The following is a 17,573-nucleotide window of genomic DNA, read 5'->3' as shown; positions in this document are numbered from 1 at the left end:
ATTCCTCACACCCAGGATTGACCTACCATGATATCTTTTCTCTCCACAACTATTTTCTTCATGGCGATCGCTTGTATCTTTCGCTATTTTATCCAAAGCTTAGTGCGTATTCCTCACCTAGATCTAACCCATCCCAACCGTTCTCCAACAGAGACCCGTAAACCTTACTGAAGCGACTCTGCCCTATAGCGTTCAGCAACCGAGCGATCGCTACCCATGCAAGGCTGTCGATCCACCGGCTGATCCCGATCTATCACGATCATGCTGCTTCTCTAGGTAGGGGAGCAGCGATCGCCGGGGATTCAATGCCACAGGCTCTAAACAGCATGACCATGGCTACATCTAGCATCTACCATCATCGATCTACCATCTACCATCATCACTCTAACCTCCATACCCCATTACCATACCTGCACCATGAAAGTAATGCTCCGTACTAACGCCGCCGGCAAGCTCTTGGTTTATGTAGCCAAAAAAGACCTAGAGGAAGAAGTCATTGCCCAACGTCAAGAGGAAAATACCCAACGATTGACCTTGTCGAATGGCTGGGAGCTATCGATTTCAGGATTGAGTGAACCCATTACTACGCCTCAAACCGTAGAGGCTAGAAAGTTAAATTAGTTCAAACGGGGATTGCCACACTAGAACATGAGCCGTAGCAACAGGATCTGAGCTGCACTAGAACATGAGCCCTAGCAACAGGATCTGAAACGCCACACAATAGGTTGCAAAATCATACCGCTATTCAGAACCGCCCAAAGACGCCACGCTCTGAGCATTCCGAGCATTCTGAGATTTTACAAGATTGAAGACCCACTATCACAGGAGATTCGTTATGGCTGACCCAAATCTGCTTCCCCCCTGGATGTTTAATCTTGACGGCACTTTTATTGATTTCTTGGGGGATAGCCCAGCAACAGCCAAAATGATGCGGCTGGAGGTGGAGGGCGAGATACTGGCTATCAAACTGCGGAAAGAATTGCGCGGCCCTTGGCGATCGCATCTTCAAGCAGGCGATCGCCTTCACTGTATTGGTCGTAGCCATTGGGATACAAAAACTGGCGTGATCAAGCTCAAAGCCTATCAAGTTTTGACCTTGCCTAGGATACAACCCACAATCCCTGTAACCGCTCTTCCAGCCAACCCTGTACCCTGCACCCCGCCATTACCTGTTCAGCACATCAAGCTACAGGTATGCCGTAAATCTGGCTGCCAAAAACGCGGCGGGCAGGAGATGGTCACGGCACTCAAACAAGCCTTACGCGATCGCAATCTGCACCACCAGGTCGAGATTCAATACACCGGCTGCCAAAAGCGTTGTTCCGATGCACCTACCTTAACCGTGATGCCCGGTCGGCACCGCTACAACCGAGTCAAAATCCCCCGGCTATCTGCCCTGCTCGATCGCCACCTGAATCCTACGTCATCGAAGGTTCAAGAAAGAAGCTGAGTTCTGGGGATAACAGGCTAGCAGAACTGATAGGGGCGTTGCTGAAACAAGTATGAATGGCTCAATCCGCCCTCTCCCTAGCCCTCTCCCTACGGAGAGGAAACAGGAGTTCTAGCTCCGTTCTCCCTGGGGAGAAGGGTTGGGGATGAGAGCAAATCATCTATCGATTCAGCAATGCCCTGATAGGATGACTGTTCTAGAGGGTCAACCTTGACTAAACTCTATCCAATAGCTTCAATGCATTGCATAGAGTCTTATCTAGATCTAACGTTTGTTGTCGTATCCAGACAATGTAACGCGTTACTTACGCCTTTATCAACTTCCATTGCTAATTACTACACATTTGCAATAGAGTCAGAGTTTCACCACACAAATCGCAGCAAAAAGGTAACTTTAGATACACAAAATATTTAAGGGAAGTTTACCATAAACTTATTCAAAACGATAGCGAAGAGATCATTAAAACGTATTCAGAAGCATAAAACTTAAACATATAGATTGTTATCCCTAGTAGAGTAATGAGCTCAACAGGGGGACTTAGTGATGACGTATGCCGTTAAAGCAAGCTGTATTGCCTGCGATCAATGTCATTCAAGCTGCCCAAACGGCGCAGTTAAGACCACTGACGCTGGTTACTGGATCGATCCAACCTTGTGCGATCGCTGCCCAGATGTAGATACTCCTCGCTGCGTGGACGTTTGTGCGGTTAGCTCGGTAACGCCGCTCCCCGCCAAAAAAGGGCGCAACAGAAGTACCCTGCTACCCGCCGCCATCCACGAAATCTTTCTCAATGGTAAAACGACGCCCTTTGCCTCCTCCATGGTGGTCTGGGAAGCTAGCAACATTTTGGCTCAACGAGAGTCGCTGTCTTGGTATGCTGATGACCATGATCACTTGTGCTACCAACGCAGCATCCACCGAGGTCAGGGAAATATTCAGTTTCGCCTATCCTCCAATCCAGAATTACCAGACTCGCCGCCGATGGCCTATAGTTTGGGAACGGCTGCCCTAGGCAACTTTGATATTCGTGCCGTCTGTATTCATCTGATCTTTGCCGCCTATGCTACAACACTTAACTGTCCTTGGGAAACGCCCTTTATCCTCAATGATCAACATATCGAACAATACCTAGGACTTCACAAACGCAAAGACCTCACAAAACTGGCAAAGCTTACCTTAATCAAAGACTTAGTGTATCAAGCCTGCCAACTGTTGGTCACTCTAGACTGGCCACGTCAAGGCAAAGTGCCAGGATTCTCAATTCCCGAACAGCCCGTGTGGCAGTTGCTGGATACCCAATATTACTTTGACATCGACGACCAAGGCTATCGCCACCTCATTGGTCTGGGGTTCAGCATTCAAACTGGCGACTGGGCCAAGCATTTTCTAAACAAGCAAGACTACCGTAAACAAACCGCTTTTTATCAATACGGTACCTTACCTCAGTCACTGCTCACAGAAGTGATGGGAAACTGGCAGCAGCATGAGGGAGCCGTACGGCTACTGCTGTGGCTTGTCTTCAAGCTGCGTCTAGGGGGCGATCACCGCGTCACAGTCCGGACATTACTGCGCATTGCCTACGGAAATCAACGGCTATCCGATGCGATGACCATTCGCGGAGCCCACAAGCGCTTACTCAAAACCTTTGAAAGTGACTTGGAAGCCATCTACCATTACGGACTCAAGCCACAGTTTGATCCAGATACCTACGGATCTGATATTCAACCCCTTTGGGCAAGGGTTGCAGATATTCCGGATGATGCGGATGATGCTCTAGAATTTTGGACGAACGACGCCAACCAAGCCCTCAGCCTCACAGATATTGCACCTCGGAACAAGTGGCAACGATTGCTCAATGCACGGATTCTAGGATTTGAGTTGTCAGAAGAGTGGCAGCAGAGCCTGCGACGGCCCCGCACCAAACATCGCCGCCAGAGCAAATCATCCACAGTTCATGCCCATCCCCTATCCAGTCACGTCATCAAAGCTGCTCGTCAGCAACTGAATCTCAGTCAACGGGCACTGGCCGAGCGTCTTGGCAAAAGCCAGAGCTGGATTCGCGATGTTGAAAACGGTCGCTTCAAAATCAGCAGTAGTGACCAAACTCGACTGCGCCAAACCCTCAATCTTGTCTAAACAGCGGGGATAGTAGACTTTATCAGCAATGAGTTGCTCGACATCCAAATGAATGTAGTGAATGTAGTAGCCATCAGATCAATTGGTTTCAGGCTAAGAACTGATTGCTTTTCCTAATTCCGATAAAGTCTAGTATCCATCTCGGGTGTTGCTGAGTAGTAGTAGTATTTCGGGCGTTGCTGAACGAGGCGATGCCATCGAAATGTGAACCATCCAGATCGTGGGAGCATCTCGCTCACGGTTCCTGAGCGCAGCCTGTAGGCGATTCAGCAACACCAGAATCAGCCTGATTCATCGACACAGCCGAAAGAAAATCAAGCGGATTGCTCATCGTTTCAGAAAAACCCAAGATGGCGCGATCGCGATGTTCATACAGCAGATGTCCCTGGGCATCAAAAAGAAAAGTTGCCCCCCGCTGCGTTAAATAGTCAGCTTTGGGTACGTAGGTTGTCCAATGTCCTAGCGCTTCTGCCATATTGCGGAGCCGTAGAGTTGCTAGCTCAAAAGGGCGCTGAAACCCTTGTCCTCCAGCCCACTGAAACCAAGAGCCTCTCAACGGCGGTAGCGGAGCCGCATGGACAACTTGATCATCGCCAATGAGCTGTGGAGCTTGGCGATCGCCCCGATAACCACGGAACACTTCAGCTAAGGTACCAGGGCTACCGATGCCTGCACACATCAGCAAAAGGTTGAGCCAAGCTCGCTGGGCTGCGGAAAATCCGGGCGGTTTGAGGGAAAGTCCAGGGTACAGGCTGAGCTGCTGGTGTAGGCTTGCCGTGGGATCCACCCATAAACAATCTGCCGGAAACCCCGTGTAGGTGCAAAATCGCTGCCCAGAGTTGCGATCGCCAATGCCAATGGCACGCACAGCCACCCCCAGATCCTGCAGCCGTTGGGCATCCCGTTGCAGCCACCAGGCATATTCTAAACTATCAAAATCGCCTAACTGGGGCCAGAGGAGGATGAGAAAATAGGGGGCAGATTCACCATCTTCCCATAACGGAACAGCCGCTCCATCGCTAACCCGCAGATGGGGTCTTTCGTGGAACAGCGTCCATAGATCGCTAGATTGGCTCGGAGATTGGCTTGAAACAGACATCATTCACGTGGGTTAAACCTTAAAGTTGAGTGTAGCATAAGTATCCCATCCACCTCTCCAAACGGTGTTGACTACTGTGTTGACTACTGTGTTGACTAGCATTCATCCAAAAAGTCCGTTGAGCAGTCACCTCAGCGATCGCTCAACGGATAGAGTCAGGAGATATCAATGGCTCTGTGGGAAAGAAAGAGGAGGAACGATCATGCTCCTCCCCAAGTCGTTTACCTAGCTAAGACACCAGCAGGAAGGCTACATAACGTCTGGTGTCCTTGAGCTGGTTTAGCATTCAAACGCGCTGTAGATTTGTAGCAGCACCTTAGCGATATAACCAAACCCAAACGCACACTTGGGCGCACAGGAGTGTTCGACAGGGCCAACGGTAGCTACAGCAGCGATCGCATAGAATCCAGGAGTGAGCTTAGCCGCATCAGGCGTACCCACCCACTTGAGGGTGTACTGCGTACGACCTTTTTCAGTGACGATCGCGTCAGATAGATCCAGTTCAACCGCTTTTGCACCAATACCTTCAAAGGAGAAGCACACCGACACCTTAGTGCCCAAACACATCATCAATTGCGCCAAAGGGCTGTTGTTGAATTCAACATCAACACTTACTTCAAACTGTTCATTCGATGCAATGATGTACTGAGACTGTTCAGGAGCCACATGAACAGGGGGTTCAGGTTCTCCGGCATAACCACGAACATTCAGGTTACTCAGAGTAAAGGACACTGGGCCTAGAACATTCTTGGAATAGGTTTCCGTATCTGTCAGTGACTTGTGGGGCTGTGCGCCGTTGGTCGAAATAGCCGTTGGAGCGATTTGTGTTGCAGTCATTGTCATATCCTCTATGTGTTAACAACGAATTTGAAGGAACCAGACAAAAGACGATGAACTAATTTATCTGTCGCTTGCCTTGATTCAATCTGTATACAAGGTGGCAGATCAGGCTAAGGGATGTCAGTACCCTAGTCGGGTACTTTTAGTTCGTGGGGGGCCTGCCGCCATGAACCATGCGTTCGATCATGGTGTGGAGCCATATGGGCATTCGGACTAGGCGTTGCTGAATCGCGTACAGGCTGCGCTCAAGAACCGTGAGCGAAACGCTCCCACGATCTTAATGGTTCGCATTTCGATGGCATGGCCTCATTCAGCAACGATCATTCAAGTTGCAGACACACCCTTTGAGGAGCTGAATTAGACTAAACATTTCTACAGGCATTACGGGTTGCTGCACCCTATCACTAATACTCTGAGATTTCTCTTCGTTCTTCTATCTTCGTTTTTCTGTCTTGCAACACTGTAGGCGCGATCGCTTTAGTAGAACTCAATCCATGGCGCAGCAAGCCTTGCTATCTGGATCGTCTTCACAGGTCATCACTTCACAGGTCATCATTTATTGAACAAATCAAGTCCAAACGGTATCCCAACCCACAAAAAACCCACAGTCATTTTGTATACAGTACACAGCATACAGAAATCGAGAGGTGGGCATGGACTATAACCCCCAGTTTTCGGTGGTATGGAACAATGCGGGACTCTTTATACAAGGAGTCTGGTTGACGTTTCAGATTACCGGTGTGGCGATCGCCTTTGGGTTGCTCCTCGGCATCCTAGGAGCCATTGGTCGCACATCCGACAATCGTATTGCCAATGGAATTGCGATCGCTTACGTGGAGTTTTTCCGCAATACTCCATTTCTGATTCAGCTCTTCTTCTTTTTCTTTGGTTTACCCAGCATTGGTGTGCGCATGTCGCCCTGGCAAGCCGCAGTATTGGCCCTGGCCATCAACTTTGGTGCCTATGCTACAGAGATTGTGCGGGCTGGAATAGAAGGAATCGCTAAAGGACAAGTTGAGGCTGGTTTAGCCCTAGGGTTTAAGCCATTTCAGATATTTCGTCATATTGTTTTGATTCCAGCATTGGGCAATATTTATCCTGCCCTAGTTAGTCAGATTGTGATCGCTGTGCTATTCAGTAGTGTAGTGTCACAGATTTCAGCCGAAGAACTAACATTTGTTGGTAATTATTTGCAGTCTCGCACCTTCCGCAGTTTTGAAATCTATCTGGCCATTTCGTTGATCTATGTAGCCTTGGTGTGGTGTTTGAAAGCGATCGCCTTTTTAGTCCAGCGCCGTTTTTTTGCATTTACGCAATATATCCGCTAGGAGTCAATATATTCAGTGGTTTAGGTATCTCAATAGCGATCTATCATGCAAGACTTCACCCTTTCCCAAATTTTAGTCAACCTATTAATAGCAACCCGATGGACGATAGCTCTATCAGCGATCGCCTTCGTGGGCGGTGGTCTGGCAGGTTTCTTGATCATGCTGCTGCGTATTTCCCCTAATCCATGGCTGCGATCGCTTAGCATTCTATATATTGAGCTTTTCGAAGCCACGCCTCTGCTCATGCAGTTATTTCTTGTTTTTTTCGGGCTATCCGTCGTCTTCGATCTTAATCTATCTCCATGGCTATCAGCCGCGATCGCCCTGACAACTTATAGCAGTGCTTTCTTAGCCGATATCTGGCGTGGATCTGTAGAAGCTGTACCTCACGGTCAATGGGATGCCTCCCGTTCCCTAGGACTTAGCTACCCCAAACAGCTACGGCGCATTATCCTCCCTCAGGCCATTCGTATGTCTATTCCCTCAACCGTAGGGTTTGCCGTACAGGTTATCAAAGGAACCTCCCTAGCTTCAGTGATTGGCTTCATCGAGTTGACCCGCTCCGCATCATCTATCAGCAATATCACCTTTCAGCCTTTCTTGGTTTATTCCATAGCTGCTGTGATCTATTTCTGCCTATGCTTTCCCCTCTCTTTATGGAGTAAACGTCTGGAAAAACAGTTCACCTATGGCAACTAATGCATCTCGTCGTTAGTACAGCCCGGTCTTCGTACGTCAACTATCACTTACGTTCCATTATTAGGATTACCCATCATGATTCAAGCCCTTAGCGCTATCGTCAAACGCTTTTCCACTCAGTTAAACCTACCTCAAACATGGCTTAAGACTGCCGTTATTACTGGAATTAGCCTGCTTTTCACGGTTAGCATCGTTTCTTGTTCTACCGGATCCATCACTGCTCAGCAAGTCGCTGTAGATCCATCGGATAGTTCATCGTCTGCTGGGGAGGTGGCCGTAGGCAACACGCTTGATCAAATCCTGAGTACAGGGGTAGTTAAAATAGCAGTTCCCCAAGATTCCCCTCCCTTTGGATCAATGGGTGCAGATGGACAGCCTCAAGGCTATGACATTGAGGTTGCAAAACTTATTGCTGAAGCCCTAGAGGTTAACTTAGAATTGGTGCCCGTCACCAGTACCAACCGAATTCCCTACCTGCAAACTAATCGAGCAGATTTAGTCATTTCTAGCCTAGGTGCTACCCCAGAACGGGCTAAATCCATCTACTTTTCGTCCATCCCCTATGCACCATTTTTCTCCGGTGTCTATGGCCCATCTAGCGCTGACATTTCTGACTACAGCGATCTATCAGGTTACAGTGTTGGGGTTACTCAAGGTTCTTTAGAAGATCTAGAAGTCACCGATAAGGCTCCTGAAGGAGTGGAAATCAAGCGATTTGAGGATAACAGCATTACAGTTTCCGCATTGTTAGCAGGTCAGGTTGATTTAATCGCCACAGGAAATACGATTGCTGGCAAGGTCATTCAGGACAACCCAACGGCTGATCTACAAAATTTGTTCGTGATGAAAAACTCTCCCTGCTACATCGGTATGCGTCGAGGCGATCTTGATATGCTGCAATGGGTCAATGTTTTTATCCGTCACAAACGATTCTCCGGTGAATTTGAGACGCTATCCCAAGAGTGGTTCGGTGAACCCCTTCAAATTCCTGCCTTCTAGGCAAGCGATCGAGCGTTGCTGAAGCAGGTATGACGTCCTAAATCTGCCCTAGCTCTAAAGATAGGGGAGAAGAGTTCTAGCTCTCTTCCCCTTGGAGATAAGGGTTAGGGATGAGGGCAAATCATCTATCGATTCAGCAACGCTAGCGATCGCTCATGAACCAGTTCAGCGAGTTCGTAGCCATACTGATTAAACATCCTAGCTTCCCAACAGGTTGTGGAACGCATAGAATGCTTTTTTATCAGCATCACAGCTTACTTGATCAAGATTGAAGACTTAATTGAAGACCTATGGCGTCAAGTCAAGCAAGGACTTAGTATTGTAACTTAATTTTACGTCTCACTAGGACAGAACTATGGTACAGCCTTCCCAATCCATTTCATCTCATTCCATTGCCGATGGTACCCCTGCCATCATTGCCCATCAGGTCGAGAAATGGTACAGCAATGATTTCCATGTTTTGAAGGGGGTTAGTTTGACCGTTCAGCGTGGCGAAGTTGTGGTGATCATGGGGCCATCTGGCTCCGGCAAATCTACGTTTATCCGAACCTTTAATGCACTAGAACCTTTTCAAAAGGGTAGCATTGAGGTCGATGGAATTGCCCTCACGCCCAAGATGAAAAATGTAGAGGCGATTCGTAGGGAAGTAGGTATGGTATTTCAACAGTTTAATTTATTTCCCCATTTAAGCGTATTGGATAATGTTACTCTTGCCCCCATGGAGGTACGCCGCTGGAGTAAACAACAGGCCAAAGACATTGCAGCAGAATTACTAGAGCGAGTAGGAATTTTAGATCAAGCCCATAAGTATCCAGGACAACTATCCGGGGGGCAGCAGCAGCGGGTGGCGATCGCTCGTGCCTTGGCCATGCAGCCCAAAATTATGCTATTCGATGAACCCACCTCAGCGCTCGATCCGGAGATGGTGCGAGAGGTGTTGGACGCCATGCGTTCCTTAGCCCAATCAGGGATGACCATGGTGTGTGTTACCCATGAGGTAGGCTTTGCCCGAGAAGTCGCCGATCGCATTGTGCTGATGGCTGAGGGGCAGCTTGTGGAAGAGGCTACCCCCCAAGAGTTCTTCACCCATCCAAAGCATCAGCGCACCCAGCAGTTTCTCTCCCAAATCCTCCATTAGGGGCAAGCCTTGAGTTAGGCTTAGCGACAGTTTATGGCAACATTTTCCGTTACCATAGCATTAGTCACTCTATCGGACGTTCTACATTTATCAAGGGTTGACGGGTACAGGCTATTCGGGTGCAGGCTATTGTAGTCCTAGGGTATGTGACGAAAAGCAGTATGTGACGAAAAGCTGCCAGTCATCGTCTTAGACCATGGGATGGTTATACTAGGTAGCAATCCTGTATTAGGGTAAAACCTTATCATGCCATTGCCCACTCTCTTCTATTAGATCAGTTAGGAGTTGTGATCTTGGGAATGATCAACCAGGTCGTTCAGCGTCAAAAGTCGTTGTCAGAGCAAACCTACGATGCTCTGCGAGGCAGTATTTTATCCGGCGAGTTATTGCCTGGCGATCGCTTGATAGAAACTCAAATTGCCAGTCATCTTAAAGTGAGCCGCACTCCTATTCGAGAAGCCATTCGCCAACTTCAGCAAGAAGAGCTGGTGACGGCTGATGGTAACGGATGGCTGAGGGTTACAACTATCTCCGCTCGCGAAGCTGAGCATTTGTATGATTGCCGGATTGCCCTGGAAACCTTGGCTGTCACTGAAGCCTGTCAGTGGATTAAGCCGGAGCAATTACGCCAATTTGAGTACTATTTGAACGAGTCAGGAGCCTTAGTTCAGCAAAAGCCATCGGTTGATCTAGGATCTCAGATGCTGGACTTAGATTATCGCTTCCATCGTCTAATTGCTGAAAGCTCCGGTAATTTATGTCTCCTGGGGCTACTCGATCAGGTCTTTAGTAAGATGACCCTCCTACGCATTCGCACTACCCACCACAATCCCCGAGTCCTAGATATCAATACCGAACATCAACGGGTTTATCAGGCGATCACCCACCAGCAGACTGAAGAAGCGATCCAAGCCATCCGAGAGCATTTACTAGCCAGCAAACGTCGTGTGGTGGAAGAGGTGAAGGCTATTCTTGCACCCTCATAGCGGAGAATGAGGTCAACCGGCTTTCTCAACCAGAAATACATAGCTTGAGTGCGTATGGGCATCACTGCGGAACGATGGATGGGCCGCCTCTACCCATGAGCAAAGCTGATGATGAATCATTTGAAAGCCACAAGATTCTAAGAGGGCGATCGCTTCATCTTGATAGACAAAGCGGTAGAAATATCGCCCCTGATAGAGATACTGATTTTCCCCGATCGCCTCCATATCAATGTCGGCAATACTGTCTTCAAAGCCAGGAATATTACATAACAGCAAACCTCCTGGCTTTAACAGGCGATGCAGTTCATGCAGGACGGGGCGCGGATCGGGTAAGGTTTCGACCACATCTGCAAGCAGTATAAAATCAAAGAAACCATCGTCCAAGGGAATCGCTTCAAGGTCACAGATGACTGTTTTTAGCAAGGATCGGAGGGGTGCGGGAATTTTATCTAGGGCATGTTCTGAGGCATCACAAGCAACAATATGATCGGATAAGGTGAGGAGCTGAGGTAGGTTGCGCCCTTCTCCCGCGCCGGCATCTAGAATGCGAGGATCCCTAGATAATTTATTCTTAATATAAGGCATAAATATATCAATAAATCCAACAGGTTGACTGCCCCAGATTAAGTCTTCCGTTGATGCATACAAAGAGTCCCAAGCCTTCTTATTTTGATCAGACAAATCTAGGTTGTTTTCTCGATGATATGTAGTCATAATCAGTAATTTTGATGAATACTCGCCAACATCACATACTTTAACAAACATGCAATGTTAATAGCCCCAGGATTTCACAGCCTTAGAAAACTGTATGGTAGCCGCCATCATTCTGGTTAGGGGATTTCGCATGAAGCTCCCATCCAACGAATGACCTTGAGTCGGGGCGATCGCCCCCCGTTTACACTAGCCATCTTGACCATGAAGATGTCCCATCCTAGTCAGCTACGCCCATACACCTATCATACGTTGGATGATTGAAGATTGGCGATCGCTCTCTGGGGTAATCTAGCTTTGATTTATGCGTAAACAGGCATCTGCTAAGTCCAAGATAATATCAAGCCGGCTCATATCGTTGTAGGACTGTAATCCTTCTTGCAAAAGCCTGTGGTGCGCTGGAATCTGCTTGAGCAGTTGATCGATATGCGTCGAGTCGCATAGCATCGCCCGTCGGTATAGTTCCTCAACCCACTCCCTGGGCATCGCACAAAGCTGATCAGACGAAACAGCGAGGGGAGCAGGCGCGATATCCATCGTTTGGCTGAAAACATAGCGAACCGGAATGAGCGCGGCAATTTTATGAAACAACGTCTGCAGTTGAATCGGCTTCGTCAAAAAGTCATCACATCCCACCGCTAGGGCATAGGTGCGATCGCGATCAAAGGCACTAGCCGACATGGCCAAAATGCGCGTTGGGCAGATGGTTTGACCGGAATGTTGATCAACGCCTTTAGTCTGTTCCACCCTACGAATATGACGAGTTGCCGCATAGCCATCCACTCCCGGCATGTTGATATCCATCAAAATCAAATGGGGTTGCCACTGCTTCCACAGGGCGATCGCTGCCTCGCCTCGATCTGCAGCCTGGGTCTCAAAGCCAATGATGCTCAGGGTTTGAATCAAAAATTGACAATTATCGTCCTGATCATCCACCACCAAAATTCGGTAGGTTGGCTGATCGGGCGCAACGCCAATCACCACACTGCTCGGCAGGATCTGCTCAAGATCTGCCGAGGTGGCAAGGCGCACTGGAATAGAAAAGCGGAAGAGGCTTCCCCGCTGAGGTTGGCTATCTAGGGTAATCTGACCGCCCAATAAGTCTAACAGGCGGCGGCTGATCGTCAGCCCTAGCCCCGTGCCACCAGCACATTTTGAACCATCCGACACTTGCTCAAAAGCTTCAAAAATCTTGGCTTGATATTCAGGTGCAATACCAATGCCTGTGTCTTCAACCTCAAACGTCAGAATAACCTGGGTCAACTGTTGGCGATCGCAATGGGGATGGACAGTAGCTGCAACCCGTAGAAAAATCTGTCCCTGTTCTGTAAACTTAATGGCATTGCCCAATAGATTAATGAGCACCTGACGCAGCTTGTGCGCATCGGTAATAATATGGCTAGGCGTATCCTCTGCAATGTCGAAGTGGAGCGACAGACCTTTCATATCCGCCTGTTGGTAGAGCATCTCACAGCTTGTTCGGATAAAATCTGGAAGATTGAGCGTACTGTACTCAAGGGACATATGCCCTGCTTCAATTTTGGATAAGTCTAACACCTCATTGATCAACTCTAGCAAATGCTCCCCACTGCGTAAAATCGTTTGCACAAAATTACGATGATCGGCAGACAGTTGCGTATCGTATCCCATCACCTGAGCAAATCCTAAAATAGCGTTGAGCGGCGTCCGCAGTTCATGGCTCATGCTTGCCAAAAACTGGCTCTTGGCTACGTTGGCTGCTTCTGCCTCTTGTTTAGCCAGTTGTAATTTAAGTTCAGCCTGCTTGCGTTCTGTAATATCCCGAGCGATGCCGCGATAGCCCAACAGGCCATTCTGGGCATCCAGAATGGGTGAACCGCTCGTTTCTAAGGTCACCAGCCTACCCGATTGATGAATAAGCGTTTTCTCTACCCCCGTAAAAGACTGGGTCTGCTCCATGTAGGGGCGCAGAATCGATCGCACCCGATCGCGCTCTAGGGGTTCCATAAAGTCAAAGGTCGTCAGCCCTAGCACTTGATCCGGAGCATAGCCGAGAATCTGCTCCACCTGGGGACTGACGTAGGTAAATCGATCATCCGCATCGGTTTGCCAAACCCAGTCAGAGGTTTGCTCAATTAAGTCACGGAAACGGGTTTCACTTTCCTGCAGCGCCAGATCGGCCCGTTTGCGATCGCTGATGTCTTCCACCAAGGCGATCGCAGCCTGGATCTGCCCCTGGACATCCCGCACCATCGACACAATCACATGCGTCCAGATAATATGACCATCTTTACAGATAAATCGTTTTTCCAGTTGATAGCCGTCTCGCTGCCCTGCCAGACATTCATCGAAGAGTTGATGCTCAGCCGGCAAATCATCTGGATAAGAAATATTAAAACAGTGATAGGTGGCTAACTCCTCAGCACTGTAGCCTAACAGGTTTAAAAAGCAAGGATTGGTAAACGATAGCCAATAGTCTGGCGCAGTACCCACCACGATACCAATTTGGGCCGCTTCAAAAATGGCCCGAAAGCGTGCTTCACTATCGCGCTGCGCCTGCTCCGCTCGACGGCGATCGCTAATATCAATCCCCACCATTGTCACAATCCAGCAGGATTCTATCTCATCGCGCCGAGAGGTGATGGTGTCTGAGATCCAGCGAATGGAACCATCGGGATGGCGATAGCGGTATTCAAAGGTACTGCCTTGCTCCTGCCGAATCGTTGTGAGTAGTTGGGGGATAAAGGTTTCCGCATCCTCGGGTACGATGCAGGACAGCCATTTTTCGGCTGGGAAAATCGCTAGGGGATAGCCAAATACGGCAACACAGCCCAGGGAATGATACACCGTTTCCCATGAACCGTCATCGTAGTAGCGAAAGCTACCAATAGAGGCACCAATACTATTGAGGATATCACTGAGCTGAGCCTTTGAAGCCTGTAGAGCTAGCTCAAGCTGCTTGCGATCGCTAATATCTTGATGCCACCCCACCATGCGCACTGGACAGCCAGACTCATCCCAGACCGCCTGCCCCCGGGCCAAAATCCACTTATAGCTACCATCCGCGCACCGTAGCCGAAATTCATGCTGGTAGTCTGGACTTTGGTGATCGATATAGGCCCGCTGGGCAGCTAGGGTGCGATCGCGATCGTCGGGATGCAGCAAATCTGTCCAGGTGGTAAACGTCCCAACAAACTCCCCTTCCATGTAGCCCAACATGGACATCCAGCGGGCTGTCATCATCACCTGTCCTGTGGTGATATCCCAGTCAAAAATGCCGTCTCCGGTGCCTTTCATCAACAGCCGCCAGCGTTCTTCCTGTTGGTAGTGCCGCTGCTGCTGTTGGCGCAACTGAGCTGCCATAGCTTGGTGCTGGATGTGGATATGTAGCTTAGCCTGAAGCTCTGCAGAACTAAACGGGAGCGTTAGATAGTCTATACTGCCAGCTTCATAGGCCCGCGATCGCTCCTGATCAGAACCAAACGAAATCACAGGAACAGGAGCGATCGCCTGCAGATCGAGCCCCTGCTCCAACCACTGAACAGACAGCAACAATACGTCAACCGTACCCGCCTCTAACGCCCTGTCCAGATCTTGGATAAGCTGTATCCGCTGGGGCCCATAGCCCAGTTCCACCAAACAGGACAACAGATCCTGTCCGATAGATGGAGTACTATCAGCAACTACAATATTGATAGATGTGGGAGAGATAACCAAATTACGTCGCAAGGTACTCAAGACCGTTTTATCTAATCACGAGACATTTCATTACGCAAGCCCACCCATCGCCGGATCAAACCTCTCCATTAAACCTCTTGACGTTGCTGATTTCTGAGATGAATCCATTTCTGAACAGTCCATGATGCAAGGGTTGATTCAGGGAATTCATCTCTCATCTAAGCAACACCAACCTCTTCGTAGAGATATCCTTGGGCAGACCTCCTCAAGCCATAGCTTCCTAGGGTATCAGGATATCAGAACTAACTTCTACTCGTTCGCCCATGCCCATGTATAAATTAATACTAGATTAAAAGAACATGATGAGACGTTACGTTATACCCCATTCGTTGGACGATGCCCATGGTTACAGGTTTGCGTTATGCTTCGCTAACATACCCTACATCCCATGGTGCTTCCCGGTAAATAGGGATTATACGGTTTCAAACCAACTCTGATGATTGTGATGGGGAGCACCCACGTTTGTAGCCCTCGTAGCCCTCACCCTAAATTCCTCTGCCAAGTCGGGCAAGGGACTTGGAATCCGGCTTCCCTTCTCTTGTTTTGAGAGAAGGGGTTGGGGTATGAAGGCTATGAATGTGTAAATGCGGGCTGCTCCCTTTTGGTGTGACCTCAAACGACCTAGCACAAATGTCCATACTTAGAACTCTGAGGGCGATCGCTCCATCCATTTTAACGAATTCTCCTAGCTTTACACCGCTGATGCTAGCCGCGAACGCCCTAGCATCAGCACATCCCTTTGAATCTCTGCGGGTTCACTAGATAATAAGCGCAGATCGCAACGATGGATCTTAGGGCATTGCTGAATCGCGGCATGATTCCGCAACCTGTTGCGTTGAGGTTCAGAACCTGGAGCTAGAGGTTCATCTCCCAGTTCAGCAGCACCGATCCTAGACGATCTCAGATAGTATAAGCGCCAGAGCCGATCGATTCTAGGTCAACAACCTACGTGAGTCACCCCTACTACCGACCGCAACGCGCTGCCCCTAAACGTTGCTCACAGAAGGATAACTCAGTCGTTGATAAATCATCCCAAGCCACATCCCGACGCATCACCATACCGTTATGTCCCGTCAACAATCGAGGCAGTTGGGCATTCTCAACTTGGGCCAGGGTTTGAATATCATAGGTGGTATAGGTCGTAGGCTCCGGTGCATCGAAGGTAATATCCACCACCGTCAGAGTCTTAGGCGATCGCTGAGGCTGATCGAGGAGCGATCGCGGCCCCGAACCCAGCAGGCCCGTATGCAGGAGCTGCAGATTGCCCTTATGGGCCGGGTAGTAGGCATGATGGTGGCCGCTGATGTAGGTATGCACGTTATGGCGCTCCATCATCTGTCGCAGCTCGTCGGCATTGTCCATCACCTCACCGGGCTGGTTCCGGCCCTCCGCCACGGCATAGAGCGGTAGATGCCCCAGCATAATCCGCAGGTTGGCTTGCTGAGCTGCTGGACTGGCTAATTCTCGCTCCACCCAGGCCAGCTTGTCCGCCGGAATTCGGCTGGAGGATCCATCCCAGGCCAAGAAGAAAATATCGTTTTGCACAAAGCTGTAGTAGAACGGAAAGTCATCCTGAGCTTGGAAGTTTAAACCCGAGGCCTGATTAGGTTGCTGCCAATAGGCCTGGGCTAGATCCCGCTCCTGCTGGAAGGTAAAGCCGCCGCTGGATGACTGAGAAGCCGAGGCATCATGATTGCCCACGGTGAAGCCAAACGGTAACCCCATGGTGCGCAGAGGGGCCGCCACATGGGCATCAAAAGCATCCCACATACGCCGAACTTGGTCGGCACTGAGGCTCAGGCTTTGCCCAGCAATCATATCGCCGCTGCAAACCACCAGATCAGGCTGCCAGAACGGCAGTAGTTCGATAGCCTTATCAACCTCTGGGTCGTAGTCTGTGGAACCGTAGGCACTGTTCAAATCGCTGATCACCGCCAAGCGCACATCTCCCCGAGGTGGGTCATACAATCCCGCTGGGCCAGCCGTAGCTGCGATCGCCACCGTAGACGACGGCAGAGCCATGGCCAAATCGGGAGATTCCTCCTGCGGCACTGACAGCTCCGGAGCTGGACTCTCAGACCCTGGAGCAGCCGACTGTACTGGAGTCTGGGCTTGCGCACAGGATAAACTAACGGTCAGCAAGAATCCGACTAGGCCCAACCAAACGCGCCGCCAACCCATAGCTCACTCTACTATCCACACAACATCATCCATAACCATAGTCGATTCCGCTCCATTGGCCCGCCTCGATCTCCATACAATCCTATCCAGAACAGAATCCAGAACAGATATAGGTCAACGGCTGGGAGCGATCGCTGCCTTTCACGACATCAGCACCAGCCCCATAGTTCCCCGAGATGAAGCATAGGCACCCTAGGCTCTGTTTTAAAACTATAGCCACAGCATGATAGAAGCTAGAGTCAGCATGGCGAGGTAGTTCTCAGCCTTCTTCTCGTAGCGGGTTGCAATG

14 protein-coding genes are annotated in these 17,573 nt (G+C 49.5%); 9 read left to right on the top strand and 5 right to left on the bottom strand.

Annotated features, from left to right (window positions below; genetic code table 11):
- Window positions 1–27 precede the first annotated feature (27 nt).
- The 4 genes from JUJ53_RS02975 (at window position 28) to JUJ53_RS02960 (ending at window position 3,586) form a co-directional block, all read left to right on the top strand.
- Window positions 28–171, top strand: a complete 144-nt coding sequence (locus JUJ53_RS02975) for a hypothetical protein (protein ID WP_204150491.1) — start codon at window positions 28–30, stop codon at window positions 169–171.
- A 246-nt stretch (window positions 172–417) separates the two neighbouring features.
- Window positions 418–621 (top strand): putative nitrogen fixation protein NifT, encoded by a 204-nt coding sequence (gene nifT, locus JUJ53_RS02970; protein ID WP_204150490.1) that lies wholly within the window; start codon window positions 418–420, stop codon window positions 619–621.
- Between the two features lie 214 nt (window positions 622–835).
- Window positions 836–1,450 (top strand): (2Fe-2S) ferredoxin domain-containing protein, encoded by a 615-nt coding sequence (locus JUJ53_RS02965; RefSeq protein WP_204150489.1) that lies wholly within the window; start codon window positions 836–838, stop codon window positions 1,448–1,450.
- 543 nt (window positions 1,451–1,993) lie between these two features.
- Window positions 1,994–3,586, top strand: a complete 1,593-nt coding sequence (locus tag JUJ53_RS02960; RefSeq protein ID WP_204150488.1) for a helix-turn-helix domain-containing protein — start codon at window positions 1,994–1,996, stop codon at window positions 3,584–3,586.
- A 235-nt stretch (window positions 3,587–3,821) separates the two neighbouring features.
- Here the strand turns inward: JUJ53_RS02960 and JUJ53_RS02955 are convergent, their stop codons facing one another.
- Together JUJ53_RS02955 and JUJ53_RS02950 are read right to left on the bottom strand one after the other, a co-directional pair.
- Window positions 3,822–4,685, bottom strand: a complete 864-nt coding sequence (locus JUJ53_RS02955) for a peroxiredoxin-like family protein (RefSeq protein ID WP_204150487.1) — start codon at window positions 4,683–4,685, stop codon at window positions 3,822–3,824.
- Window positions 4,686–4,964: 279 nt separating this feature from the next.
- Window positions 4,965–5,522, bottom strand: a complete 558-nt coding sequence (locus JUJ53_RS02950) for a hypothetical protein (RefSeq protein ID WP_204150486.1) — start codon at window positions 5,520–5,522, stop codon at window positions 4,965–4,967.
- A gap of 656 nt (window positions 5,523–6,178) precedes the next feature.
- On the opposite strand from JUJ53_RS02950, the gene JUJ53_RS02945 reads away from it, so the two are divergent.
- The 5 genes from JUJ53_RS02945 to JUJ53_RS02925 all read left to right on the top strand — a co-directional run bounded on the left by JUJ53_RS02945 (window position 6,179) and on the right by JUJ53_RS02925 (window position 10,675).
- Window positions 6,179–6,853 (top strand): amino acid ABC transporter permease, encoded by a 675-nt coding sequence (locus JUJ53_RS02945; RefSeq protein WP_204150485.1) that lies wholly within the window; start codon window positions 6,179–6,181, stop codon window positions 6,851–6,853.
- 45 nt (window positions 6,854–6,898) lie between these two features.
- The gene (locus tag JUJ53_RS02940) at window positions 6,899–7,552 is read left to right on the top strand and encodes an amino acid ABC transporter permease (RefSeq protein ID WP_204150484.1); all 654 of its coding nucleotides are present in this window, start codon (window positions 6,899–6,901) and stop codon (window positions 7,550–7,552) included.
- Between the two features lie 75 nt (window positions 7,553–7,627).
- Window positions 7,628–8,551, top strand: coding sequence for a transporter substrate-binding domain-containing protein (locus JUJ53_RS02935; RefSeq protein ID WP_204150483.1), 924 nt, complete (start codon window positions 7,628–7,630; stop codon window positions 8,549–8,551).
- A 355-nt stretch (window positions 8,552–8,906) separates the two neighbouring features.
- Complete coding sequence (locus JUJ53_RS02930; RefSeq protein ID WP_204150482.1) at window positions 8,907–9,689, top strand: amino acid ABC transporter ATP-binding protein; 783 nt, start codon at window positions 8,907–8,909, stop codon at window positions 9,687–9,689.
- Between the two features lie 299 nt (window positions 9,690–9,988).
- Window positions 9,989–10,675: a GntR family transcriptional regulator gene (locus tag JUJ53_RS02925; protein ID WP_204150544.1), complete on the top strand. Its 687-nt coding sequence runs from the start codon at window positions 9,989–9,991 to the stop codon at window positions 10,673–10,675.
- A gap of 12 nt (window positions 10,676–10,687) precedes the next feature.
- Here the strand turns inward: JUJ53_RS02925 and JUJ53_RS02920 are convergent, their stop codons facing one another.
- The 3 genes from JUJ53_RS02920 to JUJ53_RS02910 form a co-directional block, all read right to left on the bottom strand.
- Complete coding sequence (locus tag JUJ53_RS02920; protein ID WP_204150481.1) at window positions 10,688–11,389, bottom strand: class I SAM-dependent methyltransferase; 702 nt, start codon at window positions 11,387–11,389, stop codon at window positions 10,688–10,690.
- Between the two features lie 288 nt (window positions 11,390–11,677).
- Complete coding sequence (locus JUJ53_RS02915) at window positions 11,678–15,103, bottom strand: PAS domain S-box protein (RefSeq protein ID WP_204150480.1); 3,426 nt, start codon at window positions 15,101–15,103, stop codon at window positions 11,678–11,680.
- Between the two features lie 963 nt (window positions 15,104–16,066).
- Window positions 16,067–17,284, bottom strand: coding sequence for a metallophosphoesterase (locus JUJ53_RS02910; RefSeq protein ID WP_204150479.1), 1,218 nt, complete (start codon window positions 17,282–17,284; stop codon window positions 16,067–16,069).
- Window positions 17,285–17,573: the final 289 nt, after the last annotated feature.

The organism is Leptolyngbya sp. CCY15150, assembly GCF_016888135.1.
In the GTDB taxonomy this organism is placed as follows: Bacteria; Cyanobacteriota; Cyanobacteriia; order RECH01; family RECH01; genus RECH01.
This window is presented reverse-complemented; position numbering and strand designations above follow the sequence as displayed.

What these genes read in the sequence shown, in the direction of transcription:
- JUJ53_RS02960 (WP_204150488.1), top strand. Translation starts at nt 1,994, where the DNA reads ATGACGTATGCCGTTAAAGCAAGCTGTATTGCCTGCGATCAATGTCAT.
- JUJ53_RS02965 (WP_204150489.1), top strand. Translation starts at nt 836, where the DNA reads ATGGCTGACCCAAATCTGCTTCCCCCCTGGATGTTTAATCTTGACGGC.
- JUJ53_RS02935 (WP_204150483.1), top strand. Translation starts at nt 7,628, where the DNA reads ATGATTCAAGCCCTTAGCGCTATCGTCAAACGCTTTTCCACTCAGTTA.
- JUJ53_RS02920 (WP_204150481.1), bottom strand. Translation starts at nt 11,389, where the DNA reads ATGACTACATATCATCGAGAAAACAACCTAGATTTGTCTGATCAAAAT.
- JUJ53_RS02975 (WP_204150491.1), top strand. Translation starts at nt 28, where the DNA reads ATGATATCTTTTCTCTCCACAACTATTTTCTTCATGGCGATCGCTTGT.
- nifT (WP_204150490.1), top strand. Translation starts at nt 418, where the DNA reads ATGAAAGTAATGCTCCGTACTAACGCCGCCGGCAAGCTCTTGGTTTAT.
- JUJ53_RS02940 (WP_204150484.1), top strand. Translation starts at nt 6,899, where the DNA reads ATGCAAGACTTCACCCTTTCCCAAATTTTAGTCAACCTATTAATAGCA.
- JUJ53_RS02930 (WP_204150482.1), top strand. Translation starts at nt 8,907, where the DNA reads ATGGTACAGCCTTCCCAATCCATTTCATCTCATTCCATTGCCGATGGT.
- JUJ53_RS02925 (WP_204150544.1), top strand. Translation starts at nt 9,989, where the DNA reads ATGATCAACCAGGTCGTTCAGCGTCAAAAGTCGTTGTCAGAGCAAACC.
- JUJ53_RS02945 (WP_204150485.1), top strand. Translation starts at nt 6,179, where the DNA reads ATGGACTATAACCCCCAGTTTTCGGTGGTATGGAACAATGCGGGACTC.
- JUJ53_RS02950 (WP_204150486.1), bottom strand. Translation starts at nt 5,522, where the DNA reads ATGACTGCAACACAAATCGCTCCAACGGCTATTTCGACCAACGGCGCA.
- JUJ53_RS02910 (WP_204150479.1), bottom strand. Translation starts at nt 17,284, where the DNA reads ATGGGTTGGCGGCGCGTTTGGTTGGGCCTAGTCGGATTCTTGCTGACC.
- JUJ53_RS02955 (WP_204150487.1), bottom strand. Translation starts at nt 4,685, where the DNA reads ATGTCTGTTTCAAGCCAATCTCCGAGCCAATCTAGCGATCTATGGACG.